The 15614-nt window shown below is 66.8% G+C and carries 15 protein-coding genes; 7 read left to right on the forward strand and 8 right to left on the reverse strand.

All coding sequences use genetic code 11. From position 1 onward, the window contains the following. Window positions 1-47: 47 nt before the first annotated feature. Window positions 48-782, forward strand: coding sequence for a GNAT family N-acetyltransferase (locus tag CGK74_RS04720; RefSeq protein ID WP_094267312.1), 735 nt, complete (start codon window positions 48-50; stop codon window positions 780-782). Here CGK74_RS04720 and CGK74_RS04725 read toward each other — a convergent pair. Together CGK74_RS04725 and parA are read right to left on the reverse strand one after the other, a co-directional pair. Next, the gene (locus CGK74_RS04725; RefSeq protein ID WP_094267313.1) at window positions 724-1269 is read right to left on the reverse strand and encodes a hypothetical protein; all 546 of its coding nucleotides are present in this window, start codon (window positions 1267-1269) and stop codon (window positions 724-726) included. The two genes, CGK74_RS04720 and CGK74_RS04725, sit on opposite strands and share 59 nt — an antisense overlap. Window positions 1270-1272: 3 nt before the next feature. Further along, window positions 1273-1932 (reverse strand): ParA family partition ATPase, encoded by a 660-nt coding sequence (parA, locus tag CGK74_RS04730; protein WP_094267314.1) that lies wholly within the window; start codon window positions 1930-1932, stop codon window positions 1273-1275. Between the two features lie 206 nt (window positions 1933-2138). Between parA and CGK74_RS04735 the strand changes: the two genes are divergently transcribed. The 4 genes from CGK74_RS04735 to gpmI all read left to right on the forward strand — a co-directional run bounded on the left by CGK74_RS04735 (window position 2139) and on the right by gpmI (window position 6573). Continuing rightward, window positions 2139-3638, forward strand: a complete 1500-nt coding sequence (locus tag CGK74_RS04735) for a sensor domain-containing diguanylate cyclase (RefSeq protein ID WP_240498627.1) — start codon at window positions 2139-2141, stop codon at window positions 3636-3638. Between the two features lie 127 nt (window positions 3639-3765). Next, the gene (locus CGK74_RS04740) at window positions 3766-4212 is read left to right on the forward strand and encodes a c-type cytochrome (RefSeq protein ID WP_094267316.1); all 447 of its coding nucleotides are present in this window, start codon (window positions 3766-3768) and stop codon (window positions 4210-4212) included. A gap of 40 nt (window positions 4213-4252) precedes the next feature. Then, on the forward strand, window positions 4253-4774 hold the full coding sequence (locus CGK74_RS04745; protein WP_094267317.1) for a YgjP-like metallopeptidase domain-containing protein: 522 nt from the start codon (window positions 4253-4255) through the stop codon (window positions 4772-4774). 158 nt (window positions 4775-4932) lie between these two features. Next, the gene (gene gpmI / locus CGK74_RS04750; RefSeq protein WP_094267451.1) at window positions 4933-6573 is read left to right on the forward strand and encodes a 2,3-bisphosphoglycerate-independent phosphoglycerate mutase; all 1641 of its coding nucleotides are present in this window, start codon (window positions 4933-4935) and stop codon (window positions 6571-6573) included. 88 nt (window positions 6574-6661) lie between these two features. Here the strand turns inward: gpmI and CGK74_RS04755 are convergent, their stop codons facing one another. Beyond that, window positions 6662-7147 carry a hypothetical protein gene (locus CGK74_RS04755; protein ID WP_094267318.1) on the reverse strand — a complete coding sequence of 162 codons (486 nt, stop codon included), beginning with the start codon at window positions 7145-7147 and terminating at the stop codon, window positions 6662-6664. A 202-nt stretch (window positions 7148-7349) separates the two neighbouring features. On the opposite strand from CGK74_RS04755, the gene CGK74_RS04760 reads away from it, so the two are divergent. Next, window positions 7350-7733, forward strand: coding sequence for a hypothetical protein (locus CGK74_RS04760; protein WP_094267319.1), 384 nt, complete (start codon window positions 7350-7352; stop codon window positions 7731-7733). Window positions 7734-7757: 24 nt separating this feature from the next. Here CGK74_RS04760 and CGK74_RS04765 read toward each other — a convergent pair whose 3' ends face one another. The 4 genes from CGK74_RS04765 to CGK74_RS04780 all read right to left on the reverse strand — a co-directional run bounded on the left by CGK74_RS04765 (window position 7758) and on the right by CGK74_RS04780 (window position 12659). Then, window positions 7758-8222 (reverse strand): bacteriohemerythrin, encoded by a 465-nt coding sequence (locus CGK74_RS04765; protein WP_094267320.1) that lies wholly within the window; start codon window positions 8220-8222, stop codon window positions 7758-7760. A gap of 170 nt (window positions 8223-8392) precedes the next feature. Next, a complete protein-coding gene (locus CGK74_RS04770) occupies window positions 8393-8860 on the reverse strand; it encodes a tellurite resistance TerB family protein (protein WP_094267321.1) in 468 nt (155 codons plus the stop codon). A 181-nt stretch (window positions 8861-9041) separates the two neighbouring features. After that, the gene (locus CGK74_RS04775; protein ID WP_094267322.1) at window positions 9042-11282 is read right to left on the reverse strand and encodes an NADP-dependent isocitrate dehydrogenase; all 2241 of its coding nucleotides are present in this window, start codon (window positions 11280-11282) and stop codon (window positions 9042-9044) included. 168 nt (window positions 11283-11450) lie between these two features. Further along, complete coding sequence (locus tag CGK74_RS04780; RefSeq protein ID WP_094267323.1) at window positions 11451-12659, reverse strand: YbfB/YjiJ family MFS transporter; 1209 nt, start codon at window positions 12657-12659, stop codon at window positions 11451-11453. Between the two features lie 105 nt (window positions 12660-12764). On the opposite strand from CGK74_RS04780, the gene CGK74_RS04785 reads away from it, so the two are divergent. Continuing rightward, window positions 12765-13619, forward strand: coding sequence for a LysR family transcriptional regulator (locus CGK74_RS04785; RefSeq protein WP_094267324.1), 855 nt, complete (start codon window positions 12765-12767; stop codon window positions 13617-13619). Window positions 13620-13633: 14 nt separating this feature from the next. On the opposite strand, the gene CGK74_RS04790 is transcribed toward CGK74_RS04785, so the two are convergent. Beyond that, window positions 13634-15604 (reverse strand): tetratricopeptide repeat protein, encoded by a 1971-nt coding sequence (locus tag CGK74_RS04790; protein ID WP_094267325.1) that lies wholly within the window; start codon window positions 15602-15604, stop codon window positions 13634-13636. Window positions 15605-15614 lie beyond the last annotated feature (10 nt).

The following is a 15614-nucleotide window of genomic DNA, read 5'->3' on the forward strand; positions in this document are numbered from 1 at the left end:
ATCGCGCGGCATGATGTGCAGGTTTTTCCTGCACACGGCCAACGCCCATGCTTGCGCACCCGGTTCCGGCGCCAGTCCTCCCGCAAGGTCGTCCATTCAATGCCTGGCGGACCGCCGACGGCACCGCGCTGACGTTGCGCCCGGTGCGTCCGGAAGACGTCGAGCGCACCCTCCGCTTCGTCGCCTCCCTCTCCTACGGCACGCGCTACTTCCGCTTCGGGCGCGGCGACTTCCGCCTCGAGGAGGCCGAAGCGCGCTGCATCTGCTCGCCCAACCCCACGGAATGCGTCGAGTTCATCGTGCTCGCGGCACTCGAGGGTGACGAGCAGGAGGTGGCATCCGGCCGCTACTGCCTCGATGCCGACGGTCGCAGTTGCGAGTTCGCCCTGGTCGTGGGCGACGAGTGGCAGGGGCACGGCATTGCGCGCCGATTGGTCGCGGCACTGGTCGACAGCGCAAGACGGCGCGGCCTTGTACGCATGTACGGGCGGGTACTCGCCACCAACCGGTCGATGATCGCGCTGGCACGGCGCATGGGTTTCCGCCTCAAGCCGACCGACAGCCGCGCCGTGGTCGAGATCGAAGGCATGCTGGACGGCGACACGACACAACCGGCGATCGAGCCGGCGCCCGAAGGCCCCGCATGCCTGCTGCCCGGCCCGCAGGTGTGCCGCAATGCGGCCCGCCGTGCCACACGGGGCGGCGATCACCCCGCAGCAGGGCTCAACGCTTCTTGCCGCGCTTGCCCTTGGGCACCTTGGGCAACTCGCCAACGAGGTTGATGATCTCCCCCAGCCCGCGACTGGCCAGCAGCGCCACGCCGGCACGCAGCACCTCGGACTTGCTCGCCTCGCAGCCCGCCTGCGCCAGCGCATCGCGCAGCGCCTTGATGCGCTTGTGCTCGCTGGCCGGCATCGAGAACGAATCGCGCGCGACCTTCCCGTGCCTATCCTTGTCGTGCCTTTCCTTCTCGGCCTTCGCCCTCTTGCCGCCCTCTGCCCTCACCGCCTTGGCCGGCGGAGTTTCGTCATCAGGCACGGCGGGCGGGGCTTTGGCAGGCTGTGCTGCAGCCTTCGCCGCTACTCCCGGTGCCGCCTTTGGCGCCGCACGAGTCGTTGCGATAGGCTTCGCGGCTGCCGCCGGTGCCTTGCGGCCTGCGGACCTGGAAGCGGAGGCCCTGGCCGGTGCCGGCAGGCGGTCGGCCAGCGCACTGTCCTCCTGCTTGAGCGCTTCACGCAGACGCGACTGGGTGTTCTTCGTCGTAACCATGAATCATCCCTCGATCAGTCCGAGTACGGCCGAGACCAGTTGCTCGACCTCCTCCTGGGCCGCGGCCGCAGCACGGCCGAGCCCGAACACGGACGTGCCGCGCACGGCGCTCAGGGCATAGGCACTGCGCTGCGACAGCGCGACGTCCAGCACCCGCAGCTCGAAATCCTGCAGCACGTCGAGCACATCGCCCGCAAGCGCGGTGCGCATCACGCGGTTGGGCAACAGCGCGCCGCGCAGGGCAGGGCGCTGCTGCTGACGGTCGAGGATCAGGCGCTCGATGCCGCGCGTCGCCCACAGGTCGGTCGGGCTGGGCACCACCGGCACCAGCGCCAGATCGCACAGCTCGAGCGCGCTCATCGTGTGCGGATGCTCGATCGACGGCGGGCAGTCCATCACCACCATGTCGACACTGTTGGCGACGGGCTTCAGCGTGCGCGCCATGTCCTTGGGCTTGCCCTGCAGGCGTACCAGCTGGGCGGGGAAGGGGCTTTCGGGCGATGCGGATTCGGCCCAGCGCGAGGCGCTTTCCTGCGGGTCGAGGTCGGCCAGCGCGACGCGATAGCCGGCCAGGGCCAAGCCGGCGGCCAGTTGCATCGCCACCGTGGTCTTGCCCGATCCGCCCTTTTGCGAAACGAGGGCAATCAGCGTGGGGGCGCTCATGTGTCGTCCGTGATAGGTATTACCGCAAGATGCTATCGCAAGCGTCGTCGCGGGTGTGTTACACGTCAGGCCGGGGCTCCCGCAAACACGCGCGGGTCGCATCGACGGGGCGATTTCCGGTATTCTCGCGCCGCATCCGGCACACCCGGCCCCGAGGGCCAAGCGTGCTTGTCCCACCCTCCCTGCGGAGCGCGCGCCTGTTGAATGTGGCGTCCAGATCACGCACTGGCCGGTACGACCGGCTGATCGACTCCCTGCTGCTGCCGCGGGCAATCGTCCTTGTCTGCGTCATCCTCCTCGCCGGCCTCAACAGCCTGATCGTCCAGCAGGTCGTGGAGGGACGGAAGGAGGCGCTCGTCCGCGGTGACGAGGCCCAGACACTGCAGCATCGGGCGCTGCTGTCGCAGATACAGCAGACGCTGAACCTTTACGAATACGTGGTGAGCGACCTCGCCGGGCGGCGGGATACGCCGGCGCTCAACGACGAACTGCGTCGGCTCGGCGCCCTCGACGCGAAACTGCTCGACCTGCTCGTGCTTTCACGGGACGGACAGATCCAGCACTGGTCGGGCGAGGGACCTCCCCCCGAAGTCGCCGACCGCGAGTACTTCACCGCATTGCGCGACGACCCGCTGCGCCGGCTGTACATCGGCCCCGTCCGCTCCTCACGCGCGCACCCGGACCGCTGGTTCTTCAGCCTGAGCCGCCCGGTTCGGGCGCTTGATGGCAGCCTCGACAGCGTCATCGTCGCCATCATCGACCTCTCCGTGTTCAACCGCGATCTCGCCGAGGCCCTCGCAGTCGAGGGCGCGGGGCTCGGTATCATCAAGACCGACGGCCACGTCATCACGCGCCTGCCCATCGTGACCGACCGCCCCATGGAAGAAAGAGTCAAACTGCCGGCTGACCTGCCCCCGGTCGGTTCGAGTCCGGGCATACTCAAGCGCGAGAGCGTGTCGCCTTTCGACAAGGCCCTGCGCCGGCAGACCTGGACCTACCTGCCCGATCACGAGCTGTGGGTCATCACCTCGATCACTCGCGACCGCATGCTGAGCCTGTGGTGGTCGGGCGTGAAGGATGCCATTCCACTATGGGTTGCGCTGAACCTGGTGCTGGTCGCCGGCGCGCTGGCGATGCTCGCCGCCTCGCGCCGCAACCTGCGGAACATGCGCGCCCTGCAGGACCTGACCGCGCGGCTGGAGACACAGGCCTCGGTCGACCCGCTCACCGGCGCCTACAACCGCCGCCAGTTCGACGTGCTGGCCGACCTCGAGCTCAAGCGCACGCGCCGCCATGGCGGAAACGTTTCGCTGCTGGTGCTCGATATCGACTTCTTCAAGAAGATCAATGACGAATGGGGCCACCCCGAAGGCGACAAGGTGCTGCACGCGGTGGTGCAGGTGATCCGCGGCCGCCTGCGCAGCACCGACATCCTGGCGCGCTTCGGCGGCGAGGAGTTCATCGTGCTGATGCCGCACACCGATCTCGAAAAGGCGCAGATCGTCGCCGAGACCCTGCGTCAGTGTATTGCCGAAGCCCACACGCAGCCCGGTCTGGCGCAGCCCCGTCCGGTCACCGCGTCCTTCGGTGTCGCGACGCTGAGGCCCGACGAGACGCATCTGTCCGACCTCATCCGCAGGGCCGACATCGCCCTGTACGAAGCCAAACGCAAGGGCCGCAACCGCGTCGAGGTCGATCCGGCCTAGCCGGACCGCCACGCGCAATTGAACGGAACGCCCCGCCCGATTGAACTTCGCCCGGCCCATGGCCTCCATTGTCACCGGACGCCTCCGGCGTACGCCGTACCCGCCACGACACCAACAAGAGCACACCATGCCACGATTCGCCCTTCCCGCCCTGCTGATCCCGCTCGCCCTTGCCGCCTGCAGCGGCCCGGTGGAAGACACCCGCCCCGGACAGCCGGTCAAGCAGCGTCAGGATGCTTTCAAGGCCATGCTGCGCAGCTTCGAACCGATGGGCAAGATGCTGCGCGACAACCGCTACCAGCCCGACGAGTTCGCCCGCCTGGCCGCCGAACTGGTCAGCCGCCGCGATGCGCCGTGGACGCACTTCGGCCCCGACACGAACTACCCGCCGACCAAGGCCAAGGCCGCGGTGTGGGACCGCCCGCAGGCGTTCGAGGCCGAACGCAGCGCCTTCTTCGAGCTGACGGACGCCCTTGCGCAGGCCGCGCAGACGCGCGACAAGACGGCCGTCCAGGCCGCCTACGACAAGGTCCACGCAAGCTGCAAATCGTGCCACGACGATTTCAAGAAGTGAGCCGGCGAATCCGCTGACCGTTTCCGCCGGAAACACCGCCATGCGACCCAGGACTGCCCCCGACTACCTCGCCGGCTACCCGCCGCATCTGCGCGAACAGGTGCTCGCCCTCATCGACCAGGGCCGCTTCGCCGAGGTGCTGCGCAAGCGCTATCCGCAAGCGCACAGCGTACGTTCCGACGGCGCCCTTTACGACTACGTGCAGGCACTGAAGGCGGAGCACATGCGTGCCGCGCCGCCACTCAGCAAGGTCTGCTTCGACAGCAAGCTTCATGTCATCCGCAACGCGCTCGGCACCCACACCGCGGTCTCGCGCGTGCAGGGCAGCCGCCTGCAGGCCAAGCGCGAGATCCGCGTGTCGACGCTGTTCCGTGAGGTGCCGCTGGAGTTCCTGCGCATGATCGTCGTGCATGAACTCGCACACCTGCGCGTGCGTGAGCACGACAAGGCCTTCTACCAGCTGTGCCTGCACATGGAGCCGCAGTACCACCAGTACGAATTCGACCTGCGCGCCTATCTGAGCTATCGCGACGCGGCGGGGACGCCGCTGTGGGCGGGCTGAACGCGCTGCGGGCAGGCGCGGCCAAGGCGGGCTCGATCGTACCCATTGAAAACGCCCATGTAATTGCAGCCCCGATTTGAAGGAAAATAATGGTTTCGCCGGCCGCGGTGCCCCGTGCCCGCCTCGCCGGCACCGAATTTTTCCTTCAGGAAGCGACCATGCTGCAAAAATTCCCCGCCTTCGCCGGCGTTCCGGGCCCTGTCGTCGTGATCGTCATGGATGGCTACGGCATCCCGAAGCATGACGTGGGCAGCGCCATCGACGCCGCGCGCAAGCCGACGCTGGACCGCCTGTTCGCCCAGTACCCCAACATCCGCCTGCGTGCCCACGGCACCGCGGTCGGGATGCCGTCGGACGACGACATGGGCAACTCCGAGGTCGGCCACAACGCGATCGGCGCCGGCCAGGTCTATGCGCAGGGCGCGGCACTGGTGGCCAACGCCATCGCCGAAGGCGCGATCTGGCAGGGCGGGGCCTGGAAGGAGATCGTCGCCGGCGCCAAGGCCGGCCGGGGAGTGCTCCACTTCATCGGCCTGTTCTCCGACGGCAACGTACACAGCCACATCGACCACCTCAAGGCGATGGTCGTGCAGGCCAAGGCCGAAGGCGTGAAGACCGTGCGCATCCACGCCCTGCTCGACGGCCGTGACGTGCCCGAGACCAGTGCGCTGGAGTACGTCGCCCCCTTCGAAGCCTTCCTGCGGGACATCAGCACCGGCGGCTTCGACGCTCGCATCGCCTCCGGTGGTGGCCGTCAGTACATCACGATGGACCGCTACGACGCCAACTGGCCGATGGTCGAACGCGGCTGGCACACCCACGTGCTGGGCGAAGGCCCGCAGTTCGCGAATGCCACCGAGGCGGTGCACGGCCTGCGCGAGCGCAACCCCGGCACCATCGACCAGGATCTGCCCGAGTTCGTCATTGCCGACAATGGCAAGCCGATCGGCACCATCGAGGACGGCGACTCGGTGGTCTTCTACAACTTCCGCGGCGACCGCGCGATCGAGATCACCCGCGCCTTCGTCGAGGAACACTTCACCGAGTTCGACCGCGTGCGCACCCCGCGCGTGACCTACGCCGGCATGCTGCAGTACGACGGCGACCTGCAGTTGCCCAAGCGTTTCCTCGTCGCGCCGCCGGCAATCAAGGACACCTCGGCCGAGTGGTTCAGCAAGTCGGGCCTGGCGCAGTTCGCCTGCTCCGAGACGCAGAAGTTCGGCCACGTCACCTACTTCTGGAACGGCAACCGCTCGAACAAGTTCGAGGGCGAGACCTGGCAGGAGGTCCCGAGCGACGTCGTGCCCTTCGAGCAGCGCCCGTGGATGAAGGCCGCCGAGATCACCGACGCGATGATCGCCGCGCTGCAGTCCGGCCAGTACAAGGTGCTGCGCTGCAACTACGCCAACGGCGACATGGTCGGCCACACCGGTAACTTCCGCGCCGCGACCATGGCGATCGAGGCGGTGGACCTCGCCCTGTCACGCCTGCTGCCGGCGATCGATGCCGCCGGCGGCGTGGCGCTGATCACCGCCGACCACGGCAACGCCGACGAGATGTTCGAGCTCGACAAGAAGACGAAGCAGCCGGCGCAGAACAAGGACGGCTCGTTCAAGGCCAAGACCGCGCATACGCTGAACCCGGTGCCGCTGATCCTCTACGACAACGTCAGCGGCGGCAGACTGGGCCTCGCGCAGACCGACACCGCCGGCCTGTCGAGCATCGCCGCGACGGTCGCCAACCTGCTCGGGCTGCAGAAGCACGAGAAGTGGGACGACAGCGTGCTCACCGTGAAGTGATCCGCACGGCACCGCTGGCCGCCCCGAAGATGCTTCGGCGCGGCCAGCGGGCCATCCTCAAGGCGTCTTCCGCCTCACGCCGGAAACCTCACTCCTGCGGCGAAACCACCAGCTGCACCAGCACCGCGTCGCCTTCCTTGAGCACGGCGACACTGCATTCGCGCGTGTCCTTGCGCGCAGTGAGCATGGCCATCTCGTTCATGGTCATCGTGCTCTCGATGTCCCAGCCCTGCCCCTTCAGCGCATCGGTGTAGAACTTCGCGGCATCGGCAAGGCCGACCGGCACCTGCAGGTGCACCATCATCTGCGCCCCCTGCGTCATCGCCGCCGTCGGCTTCGCGCCATCGAGGATCGGCACATCCTTCGGGAAGCCGGCCGGAATCGCGACGCCCTCGTCACCCGCGGCCGCCGTGATCCGCGCGCCGTCCGGGCCGGTGGCCTCAAAGGTGACGGCCTTGCCGTCCTGTTTCACCGTCACCTGTCCGTCGGCGGTCTTGTAGGTCTGCTCGTCCTTGCCGCAGCCAGAAAGCAGGGTGGCGAGGACGGTCATGGCGACCAGAATGGGGGCTTTCATGATGGATTCTCCTGACGGACTGGCGCACGCAGCATGACGGTGCGCTTCAATGATGATGAGCGAATGGTAGTGCAAGTGCCGCGTCGCAGCCCAGCCCGCATGCGCCTGCAACGAATCCTTACCGGGGTGGGCGGACAAAGACGCCGGCTCCTCGCCACGATCCAACTACAATCGCGCAACCCGCCTCGAAGGACCGCAGCCCATGATCCGCGCCATCCCCATCAGTCTGGCCGTCACCTTTCTGGTCTCTGCCTGTGCCGTTCAGCCACCGGTAGTGGTCGAACCGGACAGCGGCATCTCCAGCCAGACCGGTCAGTTCGAGTTCGCCCTGCCCAGCGGCGACTACCGCTGCGAGCAAGGCATCCGCCTGGCGCTGCGGCGTGAAGTACAGGGCAAGATCAATCACCGCGTACAGCTCGACTGGAAGGGGCGTCACTACCAGCTCGAGCGCGACCCATCCTATTCCGGCCTGCCGCGCTTCGAGGATGTCGCCAGCGGCCTGGTGTGGATCGATCTGCCGTGGAAGGGTCTGTTGCTCGACGGTCGCACCCAGACCCCGCTCGCCAACGAGTGCCGCGCGGCCTGAACGGCCGGCCGCGGCCAGTTGAGGTCAGGCCGCCTTGCGGAAGAAGCGGCGGAACCAGCCGCTGTCCTGGCGCTCGCGCTTTTCGGCGATGATGCCGATCATGCTCGCCTTCACCGCACCGACGTAGTCGCCGTCGTCACGCTTGATGTGGTTGACCAGCCAGGTCGCGAGCAGCTTGAACAGCTCGTCGCCGATATCGTCACCGAGTCGGTGGCGTTCGACATACTCGTTGACCCGCCGCACGAACAACTCATGCACGCGCTTGTGCGGCTTGCTGAAGGCGTAGCCCGCTTCTTCCTGCAGGCTCTCCTCGAAAGCGAAGTGCGAGATCGTGTATTCGACAAGCTCGTCGAGGGTGCGTCCGACCGCAGCCCGATCCCCGGTGGCATTGGCCGCTTCAAGGGCATTGATGTAATCGACGATGCGTCGATGCTGCTGGTCAATCACGTCAATGCCGGTATCGAGCTCGGGGTTCCAGGTAATGGGCACGCTGCTTTTCCTCCATGATGCCTAAGCTGCCCAGAGCGGGCATCCAAGGCCGCGAGGATAAGGGCGGCGTCAGATCGCCATTTTGATATGCATCAAAGCGCTTCCGAATGTGGCGCCATGCGGCACGCAGGACGGGCAATCGGGGCTGCAGCAAACCTGCGGTGCGCGGTTCACTCCGCAGCGAGCCCGGCCGCCGCACGCGCCCGCTGCTTGGCCGCCACGAAATCGCCACGCGGGATGTAGAGCAGGTCCCCGAGCTTTAGCATCAGGTGCGTCTCATGGTGGCTCAGTTGGCCGTCCGCATAGGCCACCTGCCACAGGTACTCGACCATCCTCACCTTCTGCTCGAGGCTGAAGCCCTGGTTGAGCTTCGAGGTGAAGGAGTACAGGTCCGGCGCGTCGCGCGAGGTCGCATCGGCAAGCTCCATCAGGCGCGCGACTTCATCGGCCGCCAGCGCGAACTTGGCTGCGAGTGCATCGACGGCCGCCTGCCGCTCCTCATGCCGGCAGTCGTTGTCGGCACGCATCATCTCGATCAGCAGCACCGCGGCCGCGAGCTGGAGCGTATGTTCCGGCACACCGCGATCGGCCGGCGGTGGAGTCAGGGTATTGAAAAGCTGTTTCAGCGTTCTGAGCATGTGATCGCTACGTGCGGGTGGGCTGCAACGGGAGGTCGTACTTCCCTCAGTCCGCGGCAGTGCGCCGCGAGTTCCCACGCTGGGCATGAACGTGCCGGGCCAGCGCCATGAAAAAAAGCCGGTGCCCATTGCAGGGCACCGGCTCTTCCGCCAGCTTCAGCCGGGCATGCCCGGCCCATCGTCAGGCAGCGCGCGCGGCCTTCAGGATGGCATTGAGCGTGGCGCTCGGACGCATCACGGCCTTGGTCTTCTCGGAATCGGCCATGTAGTAGCCGCCGATGTCAGCCGGCTTGCCCTGCACCACAGTCAGTTCCTCGACGATCTTGGCCTCGTTCTCGCGCAGTGCCTTGGCGAGCGGCGCGAACCGCGCCGCCAGTTCGGCGTCTTCGGTCTGCTCGGCCAGGCGCTCGGCCCAGAACATCGCCAGGTAGAACTGGCTGCCGCGGTTGTCGAGCTGGCCGGTCTTGGGCGACGGCGACTTGTTCTCGTCGAGCAGCTTGCCGGTGGCCTCGTCCAGCGTCTTGGCAAGCAGCTTGGCCTTGGCGTTGCCGGTCTTGATGCCCAGGTCTTCCATCGACACCGCCAGTGCCAGGAACTCGCCCAGCGAATCCCAACGCAGGTGGTTCTCCTGGGTGAGCTGCTGCACGTGCTTGGGCGCCGAACCGCCGGCGCCGGTCTCGTACATGCCGCCACCGTTCATCAGCGGCACGATCGACAGCATCTTGGCCGAGGTGCCCAGTTCCATGATCGGGAACAGGTCGGTCAGGTAGTCGCGCAGGATGTTGCCGGTCACCGAAATGGTGTCCAGGCCGCGGGCCACACGCTCGAGCGTGAAGCGCATCGCACGGACCTGCGACATGATCTGGATGTCGAGGCCGGTGGTGTCGTGATCCTTGAGGTAGACCTTCACCTTCTTGATCAGCTCGTTCTCGTGCGGGCGATAGGGGTCGAGCCAGAAGATCGCCGGCATGCCGGAATTGCGCGCACGGGTAACGGCCAGCTTGACCCAGTCGCGGATCGGGGCGTCCTTGACCTGGCACATGCGCCAGATGTCGCCGGCTTCGACGTTCTGCGTCAGCAACACTTCGCCGGTGGCGAGGTCGGTGATGTTGGCGACACCGGCCTCGGGGATCTCGAAGGTCTTGTCGTGCGAACCGTACTCTTCCGCCTTCTGCGCCATCAAGCCGACGTTCGGCACCGTGCCCATCGTGCGCGGGTCGAAGTTGCCGTGCCATTTGCAGAAGTTGATCATCTCCTGGTAGATGCGGGCGAAGGTCGACTCCGGCATCACGCACTTGCTGTCGTACTGCTTGCCGTCGGCACCCCACATCTTGCCGCCCTGGCGGATCATCGCCGGCATCGAGGCGTCGACGATGATGTCGTTGGGCGAGTGGAAGTTGGTGATGCCCTTGGCCGAATCAACCATCGCCAGCTCGGGGCGGTGCTCGTGGCAGGCGTGCAGGTCGCGGATGATCTCGTCGTGCTTGGACTCGGGCAGGGTCTTGATCTTCTCGTACAGATCGACCATGCCGTTGTTGACGTTGATTCCGAGCTCGTCGAACAGCTTGCCGTGCTTCTCGAAGGCATCCTTGTAGTAGATCTTGACGCAGTGGCCGAAGACGATCGGGTGCGAGACCTTCATCATCGTCGCCTTCACGTGCAGCGAGAACAGGATGCCGGCCTTGCGGCAGTCCTCGAGCTCCTGCTCGTAGAACTCGCACAGCGCCTTCTTGCTCATGAACATCGAGTCGATGATCTCGCCATCGAGCAGCGCGACCTTCGGCTTGAGCACGATGGTCTTGCCCGAATTGGTGATCAGCTCCATCTTGACGTCGCGCGCCTTGTCGAGCGTCATCGACTTTTCGCCGTGGTAGAAGTCGCCGTGGTGCATGTGCGAGACGTGGGTCTGCGACCACTGCTTCCACTCGCCCATCGAATGCGGGTGCTTCTTGGCGTAGTTCTTGACCGCGGCGGGCGCGCGGCGGTCGGAGTTGCCTTCACGCAGCACCGGATTGACGGCCGAGCCCAGGCACTTGCCGTAACGGGCCTTGAGCGCCTTCTCTTCGTCGGTGGTCGGGTTCTCCGGGTAGTTCGGAACGGCGTAACCCTTTTCCTGCAATTCCTTGATGCACGCCTTCAGCTGCGCAACCGATGCACTGATGTTGGGCAGCTTGATGATGTTGGTGTCGGGCAGCAGGGTCAGGCGGCCGAGTTCGGCCAGCGTGTCCGGCACGCGCTGCGCCTCGGTCAGGAACTCCGGAAACTCGGCCAGCACGCGCGCGGCGACCGAGATGTCGGCCTTCTCGATCTCGATGCCCGCCGGCTCGGTGAAGGTACGGATAATGGGCAGAAACGCGCACGTCGCCAGCATCGGCGCCTCGTCCGTGAGCGTGTAGATGATCTTGGATTTCCCCTCAGCCATTCTTTTCCCCTAGATTCTGGTCTTGTGGCGCCAACGCGGTGGCGGCTCCCGGTCGACATGCGCGACACGTGGACGTGCTTTCGCAGCAGGCGGGAAAATACCACGCATCGCCGCCCCCCGGCACCCGGAAAACGTCAAATCCGCAAGGTAAATCTCGCGCCGCGCGCCTCAGGCCTGCATGCACGGCTCGTCGGAAGCGCGGGCCGCGGTGTCGCGCCGCTCGACCGCCTTCAATATGAACAGCAGCAGGGCGCCCAGCACCATCATGCCCGCCGCCAGGTAGAGCCCGCCGGCGTAGCTGCCGAAGCTCGCCGCCAGCCAGCCGGTCACCGCAGGGCCGATGATCTGCGCGGCGCCATAGGAAAGAGTCATCTTGCCCATCATCTTGGCCGGCCGCGTCGGGTAGTAGCGCCCGGCCATCGTCAGCACCAGGCTGACCATGCCGATGAAGGTGCCGCCGAACAGCAGCGCACCCAGGATCGCACCACCCAGTCCGCCCACCGCCACAGGCAGCAGGATGCCGACGATCTGCAGCACCGCGGCGAGGATCAACGCGTTGAGCTCGCCGGTGCGGCGCGCGACGAAGTCCCACACGATACAGGCCGGCGCGGCTGCCAGACCGATGGCGAGAAAGCTCAAGGTGCCGCGCCCTTCCAGGCCTGGCAGGCGATCGACGATGGCGACGATGAAGGTCGCGCTGACCACGTAGCCCACCCCCGCGCAGAAGTAGGACGCCATGAACAGGCGCAGGAACAGCGGGCTGGGCGGATTGTCGTGCATCGGCGCACCGCTCCTGGTCACCGGACTGGTGTCGGGCGCGGGCAGCCAGCCCAGCGCGGGCACCAGCAGCACGCACGCGATGGCGGTGAACACGAACCACTGCGTGCGCCAGTCGAGCGACGGCCCCATCAGTGCAACGGCGGCCGCACAGCCGGCGATGCCCAGGCCGATGCCGGCAAAGTGGATGCCCAGCTCGCTGCGGTGGTTGTGGCGGATCAGCCAATTCAGGATCAGCCCGGTCCCGAGCAGCATCGCCGCCGCGCTGGAGAGGCCGGCGAAGTAGCGCGACACCGCCCACAGCGTCACGTTGGTGGTCAGGCCCATCATCAGCGTGGTCAGCACGGCCACCACCATGCCGACGCGGAACAGGCGGTCCTTCAGTACCAGATCGCTGATCGAGGCCGCGATCAGCGCGCCCGACAGATAGCCGGCATAGTTGATCGCGGCCAGCCAGCCGCCCTCGGCCAGCCCCAGGCCAGCCTGCTGCTGCATCAGCGGCAGCAGCGGCGTGTAGGCGAAGCGCGCGACCCCCAGCGCGAGGATGAGGCTGAAAATGCCGGCGCCGAGCACCTTCATGCGTTGGATCTGGTCGTTCATGGTGTTCGTGGTCTGTTTCCTCATGGTTCCTGAACGATAGTCGGCGTACCATATCGATACAAGCGAATCTTATAGAACGATCAGTTCTGTTTTGGAGATAGCCGAATGGAACTCCTCGCCCTGCGTACCTTCGAAGCCGTCGTCGATGAAGGCGGCATCCTCGCCGCCTCGCGCAAGCTCAACACCGTGCAGTCCAACGTCACCGCCCGCATCCGCCGGCTGGAGGAGGAACTGGGCGCCGAACTGTTCTTCCGCTCGGGCCGCGGCGTCGAACTGGCCCCCGCGGGACGCGTGCTGCTCGACTACGCCCGCCGCATGCTGAACCTCGAACGCCAGACCGCCGCTGCCGTGCGCCAGGCCGGCGACGAGGCGGGCGAACTGCGCATCGGTTCGATGGAAACCTTCGCCGCGCTCTACCTGCCTCCTGCGCTGAGCGAACTACGCACAACCCACCCCGCACTGGAACTGCGCGTGCGTGCCGACACCAGCGCAACGCTGGTGGACCACGTGCTCGCCCACAAGCTGGACTGTGCCTTCGTCGCCGGCCCGGTGGTGCACCCGGCACTACGGTTCGAAGAACTGGTGGTCGAGGAATTGGTGCAGGTCTTCGCCCCCGGCACCGATCCGGTGCTGACGCCGCTGATCCTGTTCCGCGAGGGCTGCGCCTACCGCGCGCGCGCCATCGCCCTGCAACGCACGCTGGGCCACGCGCAGGCCGACGCGATGGAGTTCGGCACGCTCGAAGGTATCCTCGGCTGCGTGTCGGTCGGCCTGGGCTGGACGCTGATGCCGCGGCGCATCGTCGCGCAGTCGGCGCATGCACCGCGGCTGGAGATGCGCGACGTGCCGCCCGAGATCGGGCTGGTGCCGACAGGCATGGTGTCGCTGAAGTCGGATGTGCCACTGCGGGCCCTGGCAACGCTCGCGAACCTCATCCGGACCCAGGCCGCTGCGCGCTGAATGCGGACCGCACATCACCACAGCATTCGGGTGTCGATCCAGCTGACACGGCCCGTCCGGCGCTTGACCTCCTCGTACATGTGCGCTGTGCCGCCCGTGCCGTCGCCACTTGCGCCGTTCCACAGGCAGACGAAGTGCACGCGGTCGATACCCCAGGCCAGCGCCGTATTCAGCAGCCAGCGGTTGCAGCGCTCGTAGGCATTCATCCGCTCCGTGCGGCCGGTCTTCGGCAGCGGGCCCAGTTCGACCGGCATGATGCGCGGCGCGTCCGGCAGCCCGGCACGCAAGGTGTAATAACGCTTGCACCAACTCGCACCGTCCGCGGCGGGCGACACCGAGCGCTCGATGAACTCCGGCTCGGTGAAGGGCAGCATCAACTGCAGGCGCACGCCGCGCGCCTTGCAGGCCTCGAGAAACAGCAGGTCGCCCCCGCTGGCGCCCTGGGCCAGCGCCAGGTCACCCGGGCCGGCACCGAGCGCATCGAGCGCCGCCGCGATGCCCTGTGCTGCGATCGCTTCCTTGTCCGGCGGAAAGCGCGGGCTGGCGCGGTCGGGGGCATCGATCATGTGCCCGCTGAACAGGAACACGCGCCGCGGCTGGAAAGGCGGCGTGCTGCGGGCGACCTCGCGGTCGATGATCCCGAGCGCCGCCGCGGTCTCGGGCGGGCGGAATTCGAGGTCGCGCAGCAGGCACAGGGTCTGGCGGCTGGAGTCGAGCGCAAACCAGTCGCCGTTGGCCGCCGCCGCAGTCGCGCCGTACTCCCTTCGCACGGTGTCGAGCGGATTCACCAGCAGGCACAACTCGGCGTAGCTTGCGCGGGCCCAGTAATCCTTGTGGCTGCGCTCCTGCGCCGTCAGCGCTGCCCACAGCACCCCGCCGACGAGGTTGTCGATCAGCACCGGCTCGTCGGCACCCCCCAGATGGCGGCGCAGCATCTGCAGGGTCAGCGCGTTGATACCGGAATAATGGTGCGAAGGATCGATGATGAAGGCCTTGCGATACGGCTCGATCGCATCCGCCAGCGCCGCATCCTCGAACGCCGCCGCCTCGTGCAGCTCGGCCGCGGAAGCACCCTCGCGCCGCCAGCGGCTCATCCAGCTGTCCTTCTCGACGCGGCCGGACAAGGCCCACACTTCGGAATCGCGCGGGTACTCCTCGGTCAGCCGGCGCACCCATTCGCGCGCCTCCTCGAAACGCCCGAGGCGGCCGAGGCAAACGGCTTTCCGCTCACGCGCGGGCTTGTGCTCGGCATCAAGTGCGAGAACCGCCTCGAACTGCTCGAGGGCAAAATCGTAATGGCGCAGCTTCAGCAGCGCTTCCCCTGCCGCCCGGCGGGCCTCGATGCGCAGTGCGCGCGTCGGCGTCTCCTCGGCCAGCACCAGAATGTCACCCGCACGGGTCTTCTGTCGCGCGACCTCCATGCGGCTCGCCCATTCTTCGTAGGCGACACTGAATTCGTTGCGCTCCGCCAGCAGCAGGGTCTTCCAGTCGGGCTCCCGCAGGTTAGGCAGCAGGTTGTACACCGGGCTGAGCTTGCGCCCCTGCCAGGCCTGCAGTGTCGCCACCGCCATGCTGGTAAGGGCCTCGCGATCCTCTGCCAGCGTCGCCGGGTCGGGCATGCCGTCCTTCAGCCGATAGTGCAGCTTGCGGTCGGTGTAGATGTCGAAGGGCTGTGTCGGCCGCGGCCCCTGCACCAGGATCACGCCGCGCGCGCGCAAGGCATGGCGCACGCCGAGCTCGTACCAGACGTTGGGGTTGTCGAGCGTAAGGTCGGCCACCACCAGATCGGCGATCAGCAACTCCTGGAACATGTCGGTGCGGATGTCCCCGGCACGGAGTTCCTCGTCGGCACGAAACACGTCCAGCCCCGCCGCCGCGAGCGCGGGGACGAGATAGTCGTCGTAGATGCGATTGAAGTCGATCGGCGAGCCATCGTGACCCGGCTTGACGCCGAACGGCATGGCGACGAAGACATGAGGCTTCATGAACCGCTCC

The organism is Thauera propionica, from assembly GCF_002245655.1.
Classification (GTDB): domain Bacteria; phylum Pseudomonadota; class Gammaproteobacteria; order Burkholderiales; family Rhodocyclaceae; genus Thauera; species Thauera propionica.